The 18,534-nt window shown below is 52.6% G+C and carries 17 protein-coding genes; 11 read left to right on the forward strand and 6 right to left on the reverse strand.

Annotated elements, in window-relative coordinates; translation table 11 throughout:
- Positions 1-15: 15 nt before the first annotated feature.
- A complete protein-coding gene (locus tag NG42_RS13090; protein WP_052899903.1) occupies positions 16-942 on the forward strand; it encodes a LacI family DNA-binding transcriptional regulator in 927 nt (308 codons plus the stop codon).
- Positions 943-982: 40 nt separating this feature from the next.
- On the opposite strand, the gene aldA is transcribed toward NG42_RS13090, so the two are convergent.
- Positions 983-2,422: an aldehyde dehydrogenase gene (gene aldA / locus NG42_RS13095; protein ID WP_052899904.1), complete on the reverse strand. Its 1,440-nt coding sequence runs from the start codon at positions 2,420-2,422 to the stop codon at positions 983-985.
- Between the two features lie 400 nt (positions 2,423-2,822).
- Between aldA and rhaT the strand changes: the two genes are divergently transcribed.
- The 5 genes from rhaT (at position 2,823) to NG42_RS13115 (ending at position 8,593) form a co-directional block, all read left to right on the forward strand.
- Positions 2,823-3,857: an L-rhamnose/proton symporter RhaT gene (gene rhaT, locus NG42_RS13100; protein ID WP_052899905.1), complete on the forward strand. Its 1,035-nt coding sequence runs from the start codon at positions 2,823-2,825 to the stop codon at positions 3,855-3,857.
- Positions 3,858-4,010: 153 nt separating this feature from the next.
- Positions 4,011-4,871: a Clp protease/crotonase-like domain-containing protein gene (locus NG42_RS13105; RefSeq protein ID WP_156322012.1), complete on the forward strand. Its 861-nt coding sequence runs from the start codon at positions 4,011-4,013 to the stop codon at positions 4,869-4,871.
- Positions 4,872-4,874: 3 nt separating this feature from the next.
- Positions 4,875-5,117, forward strand: a complete 243-nt coding sequence (locus NG42_RS22685; protein WP_156322013.1) for a hypothetical protein — start codon at positions 4,875-4,877, stop codon at positions 5,115-5,117.
- 37 nt (positions 5,118-5,154) lie between these two features.
- The gene (locus NG42_RS13110) at positions 5,155-6,495 is read left to right on the forward strand and encodes an HlyD family secretion protein (RefSeq protein WP_241488354.1); all 1,341 of its coding nucleotides are present in this window, start codon (positions 5,155-5,157) and stop codon (positions 6,493-6,495) included.
- Positions 6,488-8,593, forward strand: coding sequence for a peptidase domain-containing ABC transporter (locus NG42_RS13115; RefSeq protein ID WP_052899908.1), 2,106 nt, complete (start codon positions 6,488-6,490; stop codon positions 8,591-8,593). Before NG42_RS13110 ends, NG42_RS13115 begins: the two co-directional genes overlap by 8 nt.
- A 48-nt stretch (positions 8,594-8,641) precedes the next feature.
- Here NG42_RS13115 and rhaR read toward each other — a convergent pair whose 3' ends face one another.
- Positions 8,642-9,502, reverse strand: coding sequence for an HTH-type transcriptional activator RhaR (rhaR, locus tag NG42_RS13120; RefSeq protein ID WP_052899909.1), 861 nt, complete (start codon positions 9,500-9,502; stop codon positions 8,642-8,644).
- Positions 9,503-9,513: 11 nt separating this feature from the next.
- Positions 9,514-10,338, reverse strand: coding sequence for an HTH-type transcriptional activator RhaS (gene rhaS / locus NG42_RS13125; RefSeq protein WP_052899910.1), 825 nt, complete (start codon positions 10,336-10,338; stop codon positions 9,514-9,516).
- A 300-nt stretch (positions 10,339-10,638) separates the two neighbouring features.
- Between rhaS and rhaB the strand changes: the two genes are divergently transcribed.
- Genes rhaB through rhaM form a run of 4 tightly spaced genes read left to right on the forward strand, consistent with a single transcriptional unit; the run spans position 10,639 to position 14,520 of the window.
- On the forward strand, positions 10,639-12,111 hold the full coding sequence (rhaB, locus tag NG42_RS13130; RefSeq protein WP_052899911.1) for a rhamnulokinase: 1,473 nt from the start codon (positions 10,639-10,641) through the stop codon (positions 12,109-12,111).
- Positions 12,108-13,364, forward strand: a complete 1,257-nt coding sequence (locus NG42_RS13135; RefSeq protein WP_052899912.1) for an L-rhamnose isomerase — start codon at positions 12,108-12,110, stop codon at positions 13,362-13,364. The genes rhaB and NG42_RS13135 overlap by 4 nt, the downstream gene beginning before the upstream one ends.
- Before the next feature lie 9 nt (positions 13,365-13,373).
- On the forward strand, positions 13,374-14,216 hold the full coding sequence (gene rhaD, locus NG42_RS13140; protein ID WP_052899913.1) for a rhamnulose-1-phosphate aldolase: 843 nt from the start codon (positions 13,374-13,376) through the stop codon (positions 14,214-14,216).
- Positions 14,206-14,520 (forward strand): L-rhamnose mutarotase, encoded by a 315-nt coding sequence (rhaM, locus tag NG42_RS13145; protein WP_052899914.1) that lies wholly within the window; start codon positions 14,206-14,208, stop codon positions 14,518-14,520. The genes rhaD and rhaM overlap by 11 nt, the downstream gene beginning before the upstream one ends.
- A 155-nt stretch (positions 14,521-14,675) precedes the next feature.
- Here rhaM and NG42_RS13150 read toward each other — a convergent pair whose 3' ends face one another.
- Positions 14,676-15,314: a TetR/AcrR family transcriptional regulator gene (locus NG42_RS13150; protein WP_052899915.1), complete on the reverse strand. Its 639-nt coding sequence runs from the start codon at positions 15,312-15,314 to the stop codon at positions 14,676-14,678.
- Between the two features lie 283 nt (positions 15,315-15,597).
- On the opposite strand from NG42_RS13150, the gene bhsA reads away from it, so the two are divergent.
- Complete coding sequence (gene bhsA, locus NG42_RS13155) at positions 15,598-15,855, forward strand: multiple stress resistance protein BhsA (protein WP_052899916.1); 258 nt, start codon at positions 15,598-15,600, stop codon at positions 15,853-15,855.
- A gap of 62 nt (positions 15,856-15,917) precedes the next feature.
- Here bhsA and NG42_RS13160 read toward each other — a convergent pair whose 3' ends face one another.
- Positions 15,918-17,102 carry a sugar transporter gene (locus NG42_RS13160; protein ID WP_052899917.1) on the reverse strand — a complete coding sequence of 395 codons (1,185 nt, stop codon included), beginning with the start codon at positions 17,100-17,102 and terminating at the stop codon, positions 15,918-15,920.
- 203 nt (positions 17,103-17,305) lie between these two features.
- On the reverse strand, positions 17,306-18,534 hold a 1,229-nt coding region (locus tag NG42_RS13165), incomplete at its 5' end, for an MFS transporter (protein ID WP_052899970.1).

An 18,534-nucleotide genomic window follows, 5' to 3' on the forward strand; every position in this document is an offset into this window, starting at 1 on the left:
TAACAGAGAGCAATGATGGCGAGTATTAATGATGTATCGCGTCTGGCGCAGGTCTCTAAAGCGACAGTGTCACGGGTGCTGAGTGGCAGCCGTGGCGTTAAAGAGGAGAGCCGCGATGCGGTTCTCCGTGCAGTAGACATTCTCAACTATAAACCGAATGCCATCGCGCAATCACTGACCAGCCAGACCACCCACTGTATTGGGGTGATTTGCGCCACGGAGCATATCCAGCAGGCCACCGCGTATTTGCAGGCGCTGGAAAAGCAACTGAGTTTGCATCAAAAGCATCTGCTGTTGCGCTTTGCCAACACTACCGCCGCGGTTGAGCAGGCGATTTCTGAACTCAGCACCGGCTTATGTGACGCAATGATGGTGGTCGGCGCACGTTTTGCGCTGCCGCCTGGCGCGCAGCAGGCGGTACTGATTGACTGCCTGAATGCCTCGGGTGAACAGCAGATAGGCATTGATTATGAATTTGCCAGCCAGACCGCCAGTCACTACCTGTTTACACAACAGCGGCGCAAAATCGCCCTGCTGAATTTTAATCCGGGGGAAGCCGCGGAGCAGGTGTTACAGGGCTATCGCTGTGCGCTGGAAACCATGGCGATGCCGTTTAACCGGCAGTTAATTATGGATGAAGAACAGTCGGTTAGTGTGGCTTTGCAGGGGCTGATCAACCGTCGGGTGGCGTTTGATGCGGTGCTGGTGACGGATTATTACCAGGGGCTGGAGGTGGTCGAGCTGCTGAAACGTTATCAACTGGCGGTGCCGCAGCAGGTGATGGTATTCAGTCTTGATGGATCGGCAGCCGCCTTTAGTGAACCGTTGCTGCCGCTGATTAGTTTACCGCTGGAGACGCTGGCACAGCGGGCGATCAAGTTGATTGTCGGCAGCGAGCGGGATTTTCCACCGCTGCGTGGCAGTTTACTGACGCCCTGGTAAATAACGGGCCAGTCAGACTGGCCCGTATCCGGACGCGGGTTTACTGAAATTGCAGATAAGCCACGTGAGTTTGCAGATACTCTTCCAGTCCATGACGACCATCGGCACCACCGACCCCGGACTTACGCCATCCGGCGTGGAAACCCTGCATTGCTTCAAAGTTTTCGCGGTTGATATAGGTTTCACCAAACTTTAATTTGCGCAGCGCAATCATTGCGGTATTGATATTGCTGGTAAAAATTGAGGACGTCAGGCCATATTCACTGTCATTAGCCAGCGCAATGGCCTCATCCAGCGTGCGGAACGTAGCCACCGGCAGTACCGGCCCGAAAATTTCTTCGCGCATAATGGGCATCTGCTGGTTGACGTTGGTCAGGATCGTCGGCTGGAAGAAGAAACCCTTGTTACCGGCACGTTTGCCCCCGATAAGCACCTGCGCCCCTTGTTCCACCGCTTTAGCCACTTTCTCTTCAACGCGCTGCAATGCCGCAGCATTAATCAGCGGCCCCATATCCAGCTCCTTCTGCTGCGCCGGATCGCCAAAGGTCACCTGTTCGAAGGCGGCGGTCAGGCGGGTGATAAAGCTGTCGTAGATCTCTTCCTGCACATAGACACGTTCGGCACAGTTACACACCTGTCCGCTATTAATCACGCGTGAGCTGACGATGGCCTTAACGGCGATATCAAGGTCAGCATCATTCATCACAATAGCCGGTGCTTTACCGCCAAGTTCCAGCGACACTTTCGTGACGTTTGGCGCGGCGGCTTTCATGGTTTCAATCCCGGCGATAACACTGCCGGTTAAACTGACCATGCCCACTTTCGGGTTGGCCGCCAGCTCCTGACCCACGGTGGGGCCATAGCCAAAGACAATATTGAATACCCCTTTTGGCAGGCCAATGCTGTCGACGATTTCGGCGAAGATCACCGCGTTGTTCGGGGTTAATTCACTCGGTTTAATCACGATGGTGTTACCGGTGATCAATGCCGGTGCGGCTTTACGCGCAATCAAAAAGAACGGGAAATTCCATGGCAGAATCCCGGTGGTCACGCCGATGGCTTTTTTGAACACCAGAATATTTTCGTTTGGACGATCGCTTTGCACAATCTCGCCTTCATAGCGGCGTGCCCACTCGGCCATATAATCCAGATAGTCGGCGGTAAACAGCACTTCTGTTTGCGCCAGCCCGAAGGTTTTCCCGCCCTCGGCGACGATCACATCCGTCAGTTCGTCCGCACGCTGACGAATGCCGTCAGCAATTTTATGCAGCCAGACACCGCGCTCAACCGCCGGCAGCGCTTCCCAGCCGGGCTGGGCGGCTTGTGCCGCATCAATTGCCCGTTTCGCATCATCGGCACTGCCTTCCGGGATCTGCGAAAGTACCGTTTCGTCAGACGGATTGATCACCTCGATCCATTTATCACTCTGGTTCTCAACAAACTGTCCGTTGATATACATACGTTGCTGGGGCGTTGCCATTTTTCCGGTCTCCGTCACAAGTGGTGATGTTTTTTGTTAATGCTTTGCAAAACTGCTGTTGATTAAGCAAAAAGTGACGCAGTTTATCCTCCGGCACCTTTCTCTGAGTGCCATGAAAAAGGCGGCACTGGCAATAACGTTATGTTTCACCGCACAGCGCTAACAAATTGATAAAAACCGCAGCTTCTGCCGGATCTTAACCGCGCAGAAGCCAGCAAGCAGCGGCAAGGGAGCACTGGATAATTTTGTGATCGCAATCGTTGTCATCCACTGAATTTTGCCAGTTTTGGCGGACGCCGGGCAGCCAGCATAAGGTTGAGCAGGCCATCGACTCTTTAGACTCCTCGTTACTCAGCCAACCGCACGGTTGCTGACGGCCTCTGTCTACGAAGGAATAATAATGGATAACGCGATCCTGCTCGGTATTATGTGGCACCTGGTCGGCGCCGCCAGCGCCGCGTGCTTTTATGCACCGCTAAAAAAAGTCAAAAATTGGTCATGGGAAACGATGTGGTCGGTCGGCGGTATTATGTCATGGCTGATTCTGCCGTGGCTGGTCAGTGCCATTCTGCTGCCGGAATTCTGGCGCTACTATGCCTCATTCGATCTGGCGACCCTGTTGCCGATATTTCTGTTCGGTGCGATGTGGGGAATCGGCAATATCAACTACGGCCTGACCATGCGCTATCTCGGCATGTCGATGGGCATTGGTATTGCCATCGGCATTACGCTGGTGGTCGGCACGCTGATGACGCCGCTGCTACAGGGACGCTTTGTTGAGTTATTCAGCTCGCCGGGTGGACGCCTGACGCTGCTGGGCGTGCTGGTGGCGCTGATCGGTGTGGCCGTGGTGGCGCGCGCAGGCTTACTGAAAGAACGCGCAATGGGCATTCAGGCGGAAGAGTTCAATCTGAAAAAAGGGCTGATGCTGGCGGTAGTGTGCGGTATTTTCTCTGCCGGTATGTCATTTGCCATGGACGCGGCGAAACCTATGCATGAAGCGGCTGCGGCACTGGGTATTGATCCGCTGTATGTGGCGCTGCCCAGCTATGTGGTGATTATGGGCGGGGGGGCAATTGTAAACCTGGCGTACTGTTTTATTCGTTTAGCGACCAAATCCAACCTGTCGATCAAAGCGGATTTCTCGGTGGCAAAACCGCTGTTAATTGCCAATGTGCTGTTTGCTTTGCTGGGCGGCACCATGTGGTATCTGCAATTCTTCTTCTACGCCTGGGGTCACGCCAATATTCCGGCGCAGTATGACTTCGTCAGCTGGATGTTGCATATGAGCTTCTATGTCCTGTGCGGCGGTATTGTCGGCCTGGTGCTAAAAGAGTGGAAATCGGTAGGGCGCCGACCGGTTGGCGTATTAAGTATCGGTTGCCTGGTGATTATTCTGGCGGCGAATATTGTTGGTTTGGGTATGGCGCAATAATACAGGAACATGTTATTTGATATTGCCCTTTCGCTGGTTTATGGGAAGGGCAATGATACTTTATTTTTGTAATCTCTATTTACTTGTGAGTTTTTAATGGATAGTATTTTCCAATAAGTTTCCTGTTACTAACTGTTTATTGGAAAAAGTCTAATGAATTTATGGATGAATTCTTTCCTTACGGGCAACCTCGCCCTCGGTTTGCCACGTTTATTATTGAAAAAGCCAACGTTGACTCATCATTTTTTATTGGTTGATCACCCAATAAAAAATCTGCGCTTGTTAAAGGTCATATTTCTTTCTTTCCTCTTCACTACATTTCCTTTGTTTTTATCCGGATGCTCCGGAAGTTACAAAGGCATTCAGTTTAAAGATACAACATCAGGATTGAATCCCCCGGCAATTTCCGCAAGAGACGGAGTGGTATATCTTGATGGAAAAATCAATAGCGATACCTATGACCAGCTCGCTGACTTGCTTAACCAGCAGGATATACGAAGGTTGTCAATAAACAGTACCGGTGGTGATGTGGAAGCGGCGTTAAAAATTGCCCGAGTTATTTTCGAAAAAAAGATGGATGTTGAGGTGCGAAGTTTATGTGCATCCTCGTGTGCGAATTATATTTTCCCGGCAGGTCAATATAAAATCATACATGACTACTCTATCATTATATGGCATGGATCTATGAATAGCCCGGCAGAGAGGATTAGTTTTAATGAAAACTCTGGAGGAATGACTAAAAAAGAATTCCTCAACCTGAAGGAATTTAAATCATTTCAACGAGAAGAACGACAGTTTTACCAAAAAATCGGCGTCGATTATCGCATGCCCTTTTGCCCTCAACTAAGAAAAGATTTTCGCAAACACTATCCTGAAGGAAGTTTTTCATACTCCATTCAGAACATGAAGAAATTTGGAGTTGAAAATATTTTTTTCTCCGAATCCCCCTCTCACTGGCATAACACGATGAGAGAAAAAGGCGTTATTTTCGCAAGCTACTGTAAAAAGGATTAAATTATGCGTGAACTTGATACAAAAGAAATGGAAGACGTTGCTGGCGGTTTTACTATAGGCGATTGTCAGGGCGGAGCTTCAATAAGCCATACTAACGATGGCAACGGTGCGACCTCAACATCAATTAGTATCGGTGGTGGGTGTAATATTAATATGCCTGGCGTTGGTCATAATGGCGGTGACAGTTCATCAAATAGTGGGGGAAGTTCAAAACCGGCTAAAGAGGATGGCGGACATCGTCGCTAATTAACCATTAAGAAGCCTCCCCGGGGGCTTCTTAATATTGCTAATAGATTGTTATAAGACCCAATCACTTAATCAAAGGCATAAGAAGGGAATTCCCATGTCACTCTATCGCCCGGATGCGCTTGATTATCGACGTCACGCCTGGTCAGGTAAAGCATTATTATTATCCGGGTTGCCTGTGTGGCTTGTAAGTAGTGTTACTTTGCTGTTTTTCAGCGGGTGCATAGCATTTTTGTTATTGGGTAGTTATACCCGGCGGATTAATGTTAACGGCGAAATGGTTTCTGTACCCAGAGCCGTCAACGTAATGTCACCCCAGCACGGATTTATTATTAATCGTCTGGTCGAACCGGGTGATACGGTTAAAAAAGGGCAGGTGATTTACGCGATTGATGTTAGCCGCACTACTACTTCCGGCGTCGTCAGTCAACATCAGCGAAAAGACATCGAAGAACAGATACGCACGGTTGGAAGCATGATTATTCGCTTACAGGAAAGTAAACAGGTCACGCTGGATATGCTGCTGCAACAGCAGACCCGTTATCAGGCCGCGCAGGCAAATTCTGCTGAGATTCTGAACAAAGCGCAAGAGGGGTTGAGCATTATTAAAGCGAATATGGAAAACTATCAGCGTTACCAACAGAGTGGATTGATCAATAAAGATCAGCTTACCAGTCAAATCGCACTTTATTATCAGCAGCAAAACGAATTGCAGACTCTTCGTGGGCAACACGAGAATAATGCACTACAGGTGCTGACGCTTGAGGGAAATATCCGTATTCAGGCTGCCGACTTTGATAATCAAATTTATCGGTTAAATATGCAAAGGAATGATCTGAAGCGACAACTCACCGATGCCGAGGCGGCCGGTACGCTGTTAATCACTTCTCCGGTGGAGGGCCGGGTTGACTCTTTAAGCGTTACGCCCGGCCAGATGGTAAACGGTGGTGACAGTCTGGCGCAGATTCTTCCCGGCAGCGTCAGTCGTTTTGAATTAGTGCTTTGGGTGCCAGATAACGCCGTGCCTTTTTTAAAAATTGATGATCGGGTAAATATTCGCTACGACGCATTTTCATCCGATAAGTTTGGTCAGTTTCCCGGTAGCATTTCGGGCATTTCCGCTACGCCGTCTTCCTGGCAAGAGAGGGCGACCTATCCAGCAGCACCGCATGCAGAACAGTCGGGTCCAAATACCTGGTATAAAATCACGGTACAGCCGGACAGCAGCACATTCAGTTGGCAAGGCAGGCCACTGGAAGCGGAAAACGGTATGAAAGCGACCTCGACACTTTTTCTTGAACAGCGAAAGCTCTATCAATGGATATTGTCTCCGCTATACGACATTCGCGACAGTGTGGGAGGGATAACCGATGGATAACGGCAACCTGGAATGGCTGAGATCGCGGCTTAATTTTTCGCTGCGGCGACGTGTACCGTTGATTTTGCAGACCGAAGCGACTGAGTGCGGGCTGGCCTGTATTGCAATGGTGGGGGGATGGTATGGCCGTTATACCGATATTATTTCACTGCGCGCGGAATTTGGCGTCTCTTCGCGTGGAGCCACCCTGGGTATGTTACATAATATTGCCACAGGCAACGGACTTGCCAGCCGGGCGCTGTCACTGGAACTGGATGAACTCAGTAAACTGCGGCTTCCCTGTATTTTGCATTGGGGCTTCAACCACTTTGTCGTGCTGGTGCGCGCGACTTCCGACCGTTTTGTGATTCATGACCCGGCCACCGGCCAGCGAATTATCAGTCGCAAAATGCTGTCTCAGCATTTCACTGGTGTGGCGCTTGAACTGTGGCCCGACAGCGGATTTGTCGCCGAAGTTCGTCGCAAGACATTGCGAATCAGCGAATTAATGGCAGGCATCAGTGGATTTCGTCGCGCGTTAATAAAGGTCTTTTGTTTTTCGCTGATGACTGAATTTATCAGTCTGCTGTTACCGGTCAGCACCCAGGTCGTGATGGATCATGTTATCCCGGCTGCCGATCATGGCTTGCTGGAACTGGTCTGCTTTGCGCTGTTGGGTTTGATCTTGCTGCAGGCCGCGCTCAATCTGGTTCGATCATGGTCAGTGATGATCACGGATACGCTGACGGATATTCAGTGGAAGGACGGACTACTCCGCCATCTGCTGCGCCTGCCTTTACCGTGGTTTGAAAAACGTAAGCTGGGGGATGTACAGTCGCGGTTTGGCTCGCTGGACGTGCTGCGTGACACGCTGATTCATGATATTACCGGTACGGTAATTGACAGCATCATGATGGCCGGTGCACTGGTGCTACTGATTCTTTATGGTGGCATGCTGTCGGCGGTGGTTGTGGTGTTCACGCTGTTGTACGTAATATTGCGGTTGGGAACCTTTGCCCGTTATCGGCAGCTTGCCGAGGAACAATTGATAAAAAGTGCCACCGCCAGCTCACATTTCACTGAGAGCTTGTACGGCATCGCGACCTTACGAGCTCAAGGCCTCGCGGGTCAGCGACGTCGTAACTGGTTAACGTTGACTGTTGATGCTGCCAACGCTTCAGTCACTAAGCGGCGCTTCGATATGCTCTTCAACAGCATCAGTGTACTGATTAAAGCCTGTGATAATGTTGTGATTCTGTGGCTGGGTATCAGCGCCATTATTGGTCATCAAATGACTATCGGTGCTTTTGTTGCTTTCACCGTATTTCGTGAGCTTTTTACCGATCGGGCACTGAGTTTAACGCATATGCTGCTGCGCTTGCGCATGTTATCCCTGCATAACGAACGCATTGCTGATATTGCGCTAACCACGCCGGAACCGGATGTGCCAGAGAAAGAGCTGTTCCCACCCGGCAAAGCTCTCTCTCTTAAGGTTCATAGTCTCAGTTTTCGCTATGACAGCCAGTCATCACCGGTATTTCACGGTCTGAATCTCAGTATTGCTGCCGGGGAAAGCGTCGCGGTCACCGGCCCCTCGGGATGTGGAAAAAGCACGCTGATGAAAGTTCTCTGTGGTCTGACTGCACCAGAGGAAGGGCGAGTATTGGTGGACGGGCGGGATATCCACGTTGCTGGCGTCAGTAATTATCGACGTGCGGTGGCCTGTATTCTGCAAGAGGACCGATTATTTGCCGGTTCTCTACGCGATAATATCGCTGGCTTTAATGATGAAGTCGATGAACCCTGGCTCGAAAGCTGCGCCCGACTCAGCCATATTCACGATGATATTATGGCTCTGCCAATGGGTTATGAAACTCTGACAGGTGAGCTTGGCGAAGGATTATCCGGTGGGCAGCGTCAGCGAATATTTATTGCGCGGGCGTTGTATCGGCGTCCCGGTATTCTGTTTATGGACGAGGCCACCAGTCATCTGGATGAAGAAAATGAAGCGCTGATTAATCAGGCGATTAATGGATTGGCGATTACGCGAATTATTATCGCTCATCGCCCTTCAACGATTGCGTCGGCGGAAAGAGTCATTAATATAGCCGCGCATTGAGATGTCATCTGGCGCATCAGTCGATGATATCTGCATGTGATTAACGAATCATGCCGTTTTCATCGCCGCTTTCCCCGCCTGTTCGAATCGCTGACGCCAGGCGCTGGGCGTCATCCCGGTTTCGCGGGTAAATACTACAGAGAAATAGTTGCTGTCATCAAAGCCGCAGCGTGCGGCCACCTGACCGATCAGGCAGTCACTACAGCGCAGCAGATATTTTGCCCGGCACAACTGTAGCTGCCGCACATAGTGGCTGATGGTCATGCCGGTTTGCTGTCGAAACAGTTGTTTAAGTGCCCGTTCAGACAGATTGCTGTGCTGACAAAATTGCGTCAGATCGAAAGGCGCTTCGCTGTCGGCCTGAATCGCCGCCATCAGCAGGTCCAGCTGTTCTCCTTCCGGCTGTTCATAAGCGCGATCGACGGCATAACGATAGCGCCGCAGAATCAGCGCCAGTTGCAGAAAAAGAGCTTCGGTCAGTTGCAACGACAGCAGGTCGCTTTTACGACTCTCCTGTTCAAGTTGCGCAATAACATTGCGCGCCATGGCCATACCACGGGTGGTCAGCCGCCAGCAGGCGGGATGATCAGGGTCATCCATCGGCAGCAGTTGTGACCAGTCCAGGCCGAGCTTAAAGCGCTCCGGACAGTAAATGATATTGTCGAGCACCAGGTCGTTGACCGACTCATAACTGTGGCAATCGCTGTCTTTAATATAAAAAATATCGCCACAGGTGACCGGCCACGGGCGGTCATTCAGCACATGCAGACCATTTCCGCGCCAGACGATAACGATTTCATAAAACTCGTGACGGTGCGGCGGAAACGACGGCTGCGGCGCGCGGTCAGCAACCGCCACCGGCATGGCATCCGAAGGTAAATAATCCGCTCTGGCCAGCACAAGGCTCATGCAACTTCCTCTTACAGTGATTGCTGACGTTCGGCACGCGGGGCACAGCCAAACTCGCGTTTAAACAGCGTCGAAAAGTGGTTACTGTCGCCGAAACCGCACTGAAATGCGATATCGGTAATGCGGTGATCGCTATGTCGCAACAGATGGCGTGCCTGTAACAGACGTAGTCGGTTCAGATAGCGCTGCGGCGTATTGCCGGTTTGTTGTTTCATCTGGCGGTGCAGGGTGCGCAGCGACAATGAGAATCTGTCTGCCAGCGTGTCCCAGTCGATATCATCGCTGTAATTGTCGTTAAGCCAGTCAAGTAAGCGACGCAAGCGACCATCCTGATCGTCACTGTGTTGTTCGCGGCAACCCTGGCGTAACAGCATCAGCAACTGCATAAAGCGCAGCTCTTGCTCAGCCTGTTGTTCCAGCGAGTAATTTGCAGGCAGTGTTTCCAGCTGATCGATCACCGTTTTGGCCTGAGTCATCAGTTTATTACTGATGCGCCAGTGTGACGGATAACGTCCATCCTGCTCCTGCGGCAGCAAATCACGCAGCCCGGTAAGAAAACGAAAAGCATCAGGCCCGCGATAGAGCACATTGGTCAGATGCAGGTTTTCTGTCTGCTCATACAAATGACGGTCATGATCGCGTACAAAACAGACGCAGCCGCCGCACAACGTTTGTGGCTGGCCATTAAACACATGGATGCCAGAACCTTGCTCCACCAGCACGATTTCATGGAAGTCATGATGATGTTCAGGAAAAGCGCCCTGCGGCGCGCGCGGTTCAATGGCAACCGGAAATCCTCCGCTGGGGAAAAAATCAGCGCTGTGCAATACGGTCATGGTTTGCCCTCTGTTAACAAGACTGTAACCGATACTAAATCAGCGCCGTTCAACCTTACCTTGAATTTTGCACGAGGAAACTCGCTTAACGCGCTAATTTTTCAAGAATCATTGGGAAAAAATCAGAAATGCGTAATGCGTCACATCTGCTGATGTGGTGGCGGAAAAGCGAAACTGTGAGCTGATTCACGTTCATCTTTGTGCGATTGCCAGCGAGCTCGGGTCACTGGCAGTGTCAGGAAGGTGGCAAACGTGGTGGATTTTACACTGGGGGCATTGAATCACCAGGAAGCTAAATCCATGACCATTCGCAATATTGTAGCCATCGATCTTGGCGCCTCAAGTGGGCGTGTGATGCTGGGGCGTTATCAGTCGGAAGACGGCGGTCTGACGCTGCGTGAAGTCAGTCGTTTTGCCAATCAGCGGCTGATGGTGGAAGGCTACGATTGCTGGGATGTCGATGCACTGGAAGCTGAAATCCGTGCCGGACTGGCGCTACTGGATAGTGAAGGCATTGTGCCGGACAGCATCGGTATCGATACCTGGGGGGTTGATCTGGTGATGATTGACGACGAGGGTAACCGCGTCGGTTTGCCGGTTTCCTATCGCGACAAACGCACTCACGGCCTGATGGCAAAAGCCGAACGTGAGCTGGGGCGTCAGGCGATCTATCAGCGCACCGGTATTCAGTTTTTACCGTTCAATACCCTCTATCAGCTGCGCGCCTTTAGCGATGCGCACCCTGAGCAGGCTGAACGTGTCGCCCATGCCTTGCTGATCCCCGATTATTTGTCCTGGCGGCTGACCGGTCAGCTGAACTGGGAATACACCAATGCCACTACCACGCAGTTGCTGAATATCGACAGCGGTGAGTGGGATGAAAAGCTGTTGCAGTGGGCTGGCGCCAGGCGTGACTGGTTCGGCAGCGCTTCACAGCCCGGAAAAAGAGTGGGCGAGTGGCAGAATGCTCAGGGCATCCAGGTGCCGGTGATTGCGGTGGCCAGCCACGATACCGCCAGCGCAATTCTCGCCACACCCTTAAGTGGTGACGATAGCGCCTATCTCAGCTCAGGCACCTGGTCATTAATGGGTTTTGAAAGCCGCCAGCCGTGCACCGGCAGCAGCGCGATGCAGGCCAATATTACCAATGAAGGTGGTGCAGAAGGGCGCTACCGGGTGCTGAAAAATATTATGGGACTGTGGTTGTTACAGCGGGTGTGTGACGAGTTGCGGATTGCCGATCTCTGCCAGCTGATTGAAGAGGCGGCGCAGTTGCCGGCCTGCAAATCCATTATCAACCCGAACGATGAGCGCTTTATCAACCCCGCCAGTATGGTGCGTGAAATTCAGGATGCCTGCGCCGGTCAGTCGATGGCGATTCCACAAACCGCCTGCGAACTGGCGCGCTGCATTTTTGACAGCCTGGCGCTGCTGTATCGCCAGGTGATGGGCGAGCTGACACAGCTGCGCGGCAAAAGCTTCAGCCAGCTGCACATTGTCGGCGGTGGCAGTCAGAACCATTTTCTGAATCAACTCTGCGCCAATGCCTGCAATTTGCCGGTCAGCGCCGGGCCGGTCGAAGCTTCGACGCTGGGAAATATCGGCTGTCAGCTGATTGCGCTTGGCGAACTGGCGGATGTCGGTCAGTTCCGTCAGCGGGTGGTGCAAAATTTCCCGCAGCACAGTGTTAAACCTTATCACGAGAGTGCTTTCACGGCCTGCTGGCCGCGTTTTCAGGCGCTCAGTCAACCTACGAAGGAGCTTTGCCTATGACCCGGTTAATCGAACAGGCTTTCGAACTGGCGAAACAGCGTTTTTCAGCCATCGGCGTGGATGTCGATGCCGCCATGGCGCAACTGGATCAACTGCCGATCTCTATGCATTGCTGGCAGGGTGATGATGTACGCGGTTTTGAAAATCCGCAGGGTGCCTTAACCGGCGGTATTCAGGCCACCGGTAACTATCCGGGCAAGGCGCGCAGCGCGGCAGAGTTACGTGCCGATCTCGATCAGGCGATGTCACTGATTCCGGGGCCTAAACGGCTGAATCTGCATGCTATCTACCTGGAAAGCGACAGCCCGGTGGAGCGTAATGCCATCGAGCCAAAACATTTTGCCAATTGGGTGGAGTGGGCGAAGCGCAACAAGCTGGGGCTGGATTTTAACCCGACCTGTTTCTCACATCCATTAAGTGCTGACGGCTTTACCCTGGCGCACAGCAACCCGGAAATCCGCCAGTTCTGGATTGAGCACTGTCAGGCCAGTCGCAAAGTCTCCGCGTGGTTTGGTGAGCAACTGGGCACACCATCGGTAATGAATATCTGGGTGCCGGACGGCATGAAGGATCTGACGGTGGATCGCCTTGCTCCGCGTCAGCGCCTGCTGAATTCCCTTGATGAGATTATCAAAGAGAAACTTAACCCTGAACACCATATTGATGCGGTTGAAAGCAAGCTGTTTGGTATTGGTGCAGAAAGTTACACCGTCGGCTCCAATGAGTTCTGCCTTGGCTATGCTGCCAGCCGCCAGACCGCATTGACGCTGGACGCCGGCCATTTCCATCCGACCGAAGTGATTTCCGACAAGATCTCTACCGCCATGCTGTATGTGCCACGCCTGCTGCTGCACGTCAGCCGCCCGGTGCGCTGGGACAGCGACCATGTGGTGCTGCTGGATGACGAAACTCAGGCGATTGCCAGTGAAATCGTGCGTCAGCGTCTGTTCGATAAAGTTCATATCGGGCTGGATTTCTTCGATGCCTCAATAAACCGTATTGCCGCCTGGGTTATCGGAACGCGTAATGCCAAGAAAGCCTTGCTGCGTGCGTTACTCGAGCCATCCGATCAGTTGCGTGAACTGGAGCTGGCAGGGGATTACACCGCGCGTCTGGCGCTGCTGGAAGAGCAGAAATCGCTGCCGTGGCAGGCGGTATGGGAAAGCTACTGCTTACGCCATGATGTACCTGCTGATGCCAGCTGGCTGGGCGATGTGCGCAACTACGAACAACAAATACTCAGTCAACGCTAAGGATTTATTATGCAAAGCATTCTTTCTTCATGGTTTGTACAGGGAATGGTAAAAGCCACCAGTGATATGTGGCTGAAAGGCTGGGATGAGCGCAACGGCGGAAATATTAGCCTGCGACTGCTGGAAGAAGAGGTCAAACCGTTTGCCGCTGATTTTTACGCTGAGCCGCGCCACCTTGAACTGAGCCAGCCGGCTCCGGCGCTGGCCAACTGCTGGTTCCTGGTCACCGGTTCCGGTAAGTTTTTCCGTAATGTGCAGCTTGATCCCGCTGATAGTCTGGTGTTATTGCAGGTCAGCGCAGATGGCCTGTCGTTCCGCATCCATTGGGGACTGGTCAATGGCGGGGTGCCGACCTCGGAACTGGCGTCGCATTTCCAGTCCCATTCAGTGCGCAAGCAGCTGACTAACGGTAGCGACCGCGTGATTATGCACTGCCACGCCACTCATTTTATCGCGCTAAGCTATGTGCTGGAACTGGATGCCGCCAGCTTTACCCGCCAGTTATGGGAAGGCAGCACCGAATGTCTGGTGGTGTTCCCGGATGGCGTGGGTATTGTGCCGTGGATGGTGCCGGGTACCGACGGCATTGGCGCAGCTACCGCGGAACAGATGAAATCACATAGCCTGGTACTGTGGCCATTCCACGGGATCTTCGGCGCAGGCCCCACGCTGGATGAGACTTTTGGTCTGATTGATACTGCCGAAAAATCCTCTGAAGTACTGGTCAAAGTGATCTCAATGGGCGGTATGAAGCAGACTATCAGCACGGATGAACTGGTGGCGCTGGGCGAGCGCTTTGGCGTGCATCCTTGGCAAGCCGCACTCGACATCGGTAAGCGCAATGTTGCGTAAAGCTTTTGTGATGCAGGTTTACCCAGAGGCGCATGCGGCTTATCAGCAGCGGCATACCCCGATCTGGCCAGAGCTGGAGCAGACGCTGAGGCAGCATGGTGCACATAACTACAGCATTTTCCTCGATGCCGGGCGCAATCTGCTGTTTGCTTATGTGGAAATTGAGTCACAGGAGCGCTGGGATGCCGTGGCGCAAACCGAAGTTTGTCAGCGCTGGTGGCAGTCAATGCGTGAACTGATGCCGTCGAATGCAGACAGTAGTCCGGTCAGCGATGCTTTATGCGAAGTATTTCATCTGGCGTAAAGATTGCACGACGGGTGAAAACGACCCGTCCTGGAAATAAAAACAGCCACGAATGTGGCTGTTTTTCGGGTTATGCACGCTTGCCGACAGCCTCATCGGCTGAACCCGTCATCGCTCTGATTTTGGCAGCGGCAGCCAGCAATAAGCTGTTAGTTTCAGGCGGGCATCACCAGCGTCGGCCATAACCGCATCACGGTATCGATAATTCCTTCCAGCTCTTCACGAGATGCGCCTTCGCGTGCACGAACTGACATCCCTTGCAGTACACAGGAGAGATATTTCGCCACGCCATCGGTATCGGTCGCGCGGGCAATCTCACCTTGCTGCTGGCGCTGTTGCAGAAATTCCAGCAGCGTCGCTTCTTGCGCGTTATGACGTGTGCGCAGCATTTCTGCCACTTCACCCGACGCCGCAGAGAGCGCCGTGGAAGTACAGATAAAGAAGCAGCCAGCCGGTTTGGTGCGGTCGGTAAAACAGGCGGCAGTCGAGCGGAAGTAGTTCTCAATACCCTGAGCGACCGTGCGTTCGGGGCAGGCGAGCGCGGCTTTACGCTGCTCAGCAAACTTCTCGATATAACGATCCATTGCCGCGCGGAATAACCCTTCTTTATTCTCGAATTCTGCATACAGCGTAGGCGCTTTAGCGCCGGTGGCTGCCACCAGATCGGCTAACGACGTCGCTTCATAACCATGCGCCCAGAACAGCTCCAGCGCTTTATCCAGTGCTGTTTCACGATCGAAAAGTTTCGGCCTGCCGCGACCTTTCTTGGCACAGACGTCCTGATTGATAGTCATGGTTCCTCGCTTAACACTCTTAAACCTTACAAATTAAATTACCGATCATTAAAAAATTATGCAAGGGCGCAGGGCGTGAATCATGTAACCGCAGCTTAATGCGCACGATCATCATGAACATAAAAAGTTTAATTCATTAGATATCAATCGCATGTCAATTAAGTTAACGATCATTAAAAAATAGATTTGACGAGAGGCGGGGTGAAGGTTTAGCATTTAGTTATCGATCGTTAACTAATTAACGACCAGCCGAAAACTTCAACTGATTTTAAGAGAGATGATAATGAAAAACGTAAAAATTACCCTGGCTGCCCTGATGCTTAGCACCGTTTCATTTGCCGGTTTTGCCGCTCAGCAGGTGGATGTCACCCCGGCCGATCAGCAGCAGATGGGTGTGATTAGCGCGAGCGGAAGTTCCAATCTGACCTCGCTGGAAAACCAGTTAGCAGAGAAAGCGGAAGCCGCGGGCGCAAAGTCATTCCGCATCACTTCGACCTCTGGTCAGAACAAGTTGCATGGCACCGCAGTCATCTATAACTAATTAGTTATCGCGCAGAACGAGGGCTTCGCCAGTCACCAATGACTGACGAAGCCTTTTCTGTTTTAACCGTTGCTACGCAACTGAGGGTAGCGGCGGAAGATATACAGACACCACAACAGTGCGACCAGTCCGAGTATTGCGCCCGCATTCCCCACATCGGCCATCTTCAAATGGCTGCTGACCTGGTTACCCAGCAGCGCGCCCGCGCCAATACCGATATTATAAATCCCGGAAAACAGCGACATCGCCACATCGGTTGCATCCGGTGCCAGCGACAGTACGCGCACCTGCATTGCAAGACCAATCATCATCATCGCCATCCCCCAGACGATGCACAGCACGGAAATTGCCTGTGGATGAATGGCGGCAAACAGCAATAATCCCATGCACAGGGTGATCAGACTGATGGCGCTGATCAGCAGGCTGGAAGGGAATTTGTTGCCAAACACGCTGAAAATGATACTGCCCAGAATGCCCGCCGCGCCAAAAATCAGCAGCAAGAAGGTGGTGAAGTTCTCGCCCATGGATGCCACGCTCTGCATAAACGGCTCAATATAGCTGTAGGCGGTATAGTGCGCGGTCACCACTAAGGTGGTCAGCAGATAGAGGCCGACCAGCGCCGGGCGTTTAAACAGCACCGGTACGCTGCTCAGTGAACCGGTATGTTCGCTTGGCAGTTTAGGTAACAGTTTTGCCAGCATCAGCAGTAAAACCAGGGCGGAAGCGGCAATCATGCCGAAGGTCATACGCCAGCCAAGATACTGACCAATAATGCGGCCAATCGGTACACCCAGAACCATCGCCAGCGCAGTCCCGGTCGCCAGCATACTCAGCGCCTGAGTTTTTTTACCGGCCGGAGCAACACGGATAGCCAGCGAGGCGGTAATCGACCAGAAAATGGCATGCGACAGCGCGATGCCGATGCGTGACGCCACCAGCGACCAAAAATCCCATGCCAGTACCGACATCACATGGCTGAGGACAAACAGGGCAAAAATCGCCATCAGCAGTAAGCGCCGTTCCACCTGCCGGGTAGCCAGCATCAGCGGCAGAGACATCAGCGCCACCACCCAGGCATAGATGGTTAACATAATGCCGACGTCAGCGGTTTTCATCGAGAAACTGCTGGCAATATCGGACAGCAAACCAACCGGCACAAACTCGGTGGTGTTAAAGATAAACGCCGCGACAGAGAGCAGAACGACGCGTAGCCAGGCCGTTTTGCGTGAAACTGTGGTTGATTGCATGAAGTTAACAGAATAGTGAAAGGAAAGATTATTTCGACGCAGCGAAATCCACAGGGGCGAAAAAAAGTGACGCCCATCACATTTAGGCGGGTATTGTGTTTTATTTATGCGATGAGATAAACCTAAAAATCATCAAAATCGATATTTTTTTATTCTCTGTTTACAAAGGGTAAACAGGGCCGCGACAGCGGCCCGTGATGCCGTCAGCCGTCTGCCTGGGGCTGAAGCTGGCGGCGCGTGGCGATGGCGGTCGCCACCAGCAGCAACATTACCAGCCATTCCACGGCCAGGGTGGCAATAATCGCCTGCTGATAATTCGCCTGATGTTGTAACAGCTGACTAAATAGCGTTCCCATCAGCAAGGGGCCAAGCCCCAGCGCGGATTGTTGTACGGTGGACAGCATTGCGCTGCCCGCACCGGCCTGATGTTTTGGCACGTCACTTAGCCCGATGCGGTAGAAGCAACTGACGATCAGCGCCTGCCCAAAACCGATTAGCGCGGTGGAGGGAATCAGGGTGCTGATGCCAATCGCTCCCCAGCTAAGCTGAAACGTCAGCATCAGTAGCAACAATCCGGCCATCTGGATCGCGCAGCCGATCAGCAGCGTCCCCAGATTGCCATAGCGTCCGACCATGCGGGTGCTGAACATCGCGGCGATAAAGTAGGCGACGCCAAGGGCAATAAAAGCATTACCCGACTGAAACGAGCTCAGCCCGATGCCCGATTGCAGTGTTAATGCCACGGCAAACATAAAGCCGCTCCAGCTGGAGAAAAACAGTACCGCCAGGCTGAGACCAAATCTGACGCTCGGTAACCGCAGCAAACCAGGCGGCAGCAGCGGGGAGCCCTGACGCGCTTCCAGCCGCAGTTCAACTTGCCACAGGCGTTTTAGCAACAACGGGAACAGTGCCAGCAGCAGAATACAAGGCCATGACCAGTGCAGCAGCGGGCCAAGTGACAGCGCAACCAGCAGGCTGGCAATCGCACTGCCGAGTAGCGTCGTCCCGGCCAAATCGATGCTGACGCGCTGTGAATTCCGGGTTTCCGGCACCACTTTATGGGCGCTGAGCAGGATTATCAGACAGATGGGAATATTGATTAAAAATACGCTGCGCCAGCCAGAGCCGCCGATATTGGCGGCAATCAGAAAGCCCCCCAGTACCTGACCAATAATAAACGCCAGACCGCCGATGCCACCGTACAGGCCGATGGCACGCGCATGCTCACGACCATGCAGGCAGACATGCAGCGTGGCGAGAATCTGCGGCACAATTAGCGCGGCACCTGCGCCTTGCAGTGCCCGGGCCAGCATTAACAGCCAGACGCTGTTCGCCAGGCCGCAGAGTAATGAAGCGATTCCAAACAGCAGCACGCCGGTAATAAACACCCGGCGGCGGCCATAGTTATCGCCAAAACGGCCGCCCATCGCCA

Source organism: Winslowiella iniecta (assembly GCF_001267535.1).
Taxonomy (GTDB): Bacteria; Pseudomonadota; Gammaproteobacteria; order Enterobacterales; family Enterobacteriaceae; genus Erwinia; species Erwinia iniecta.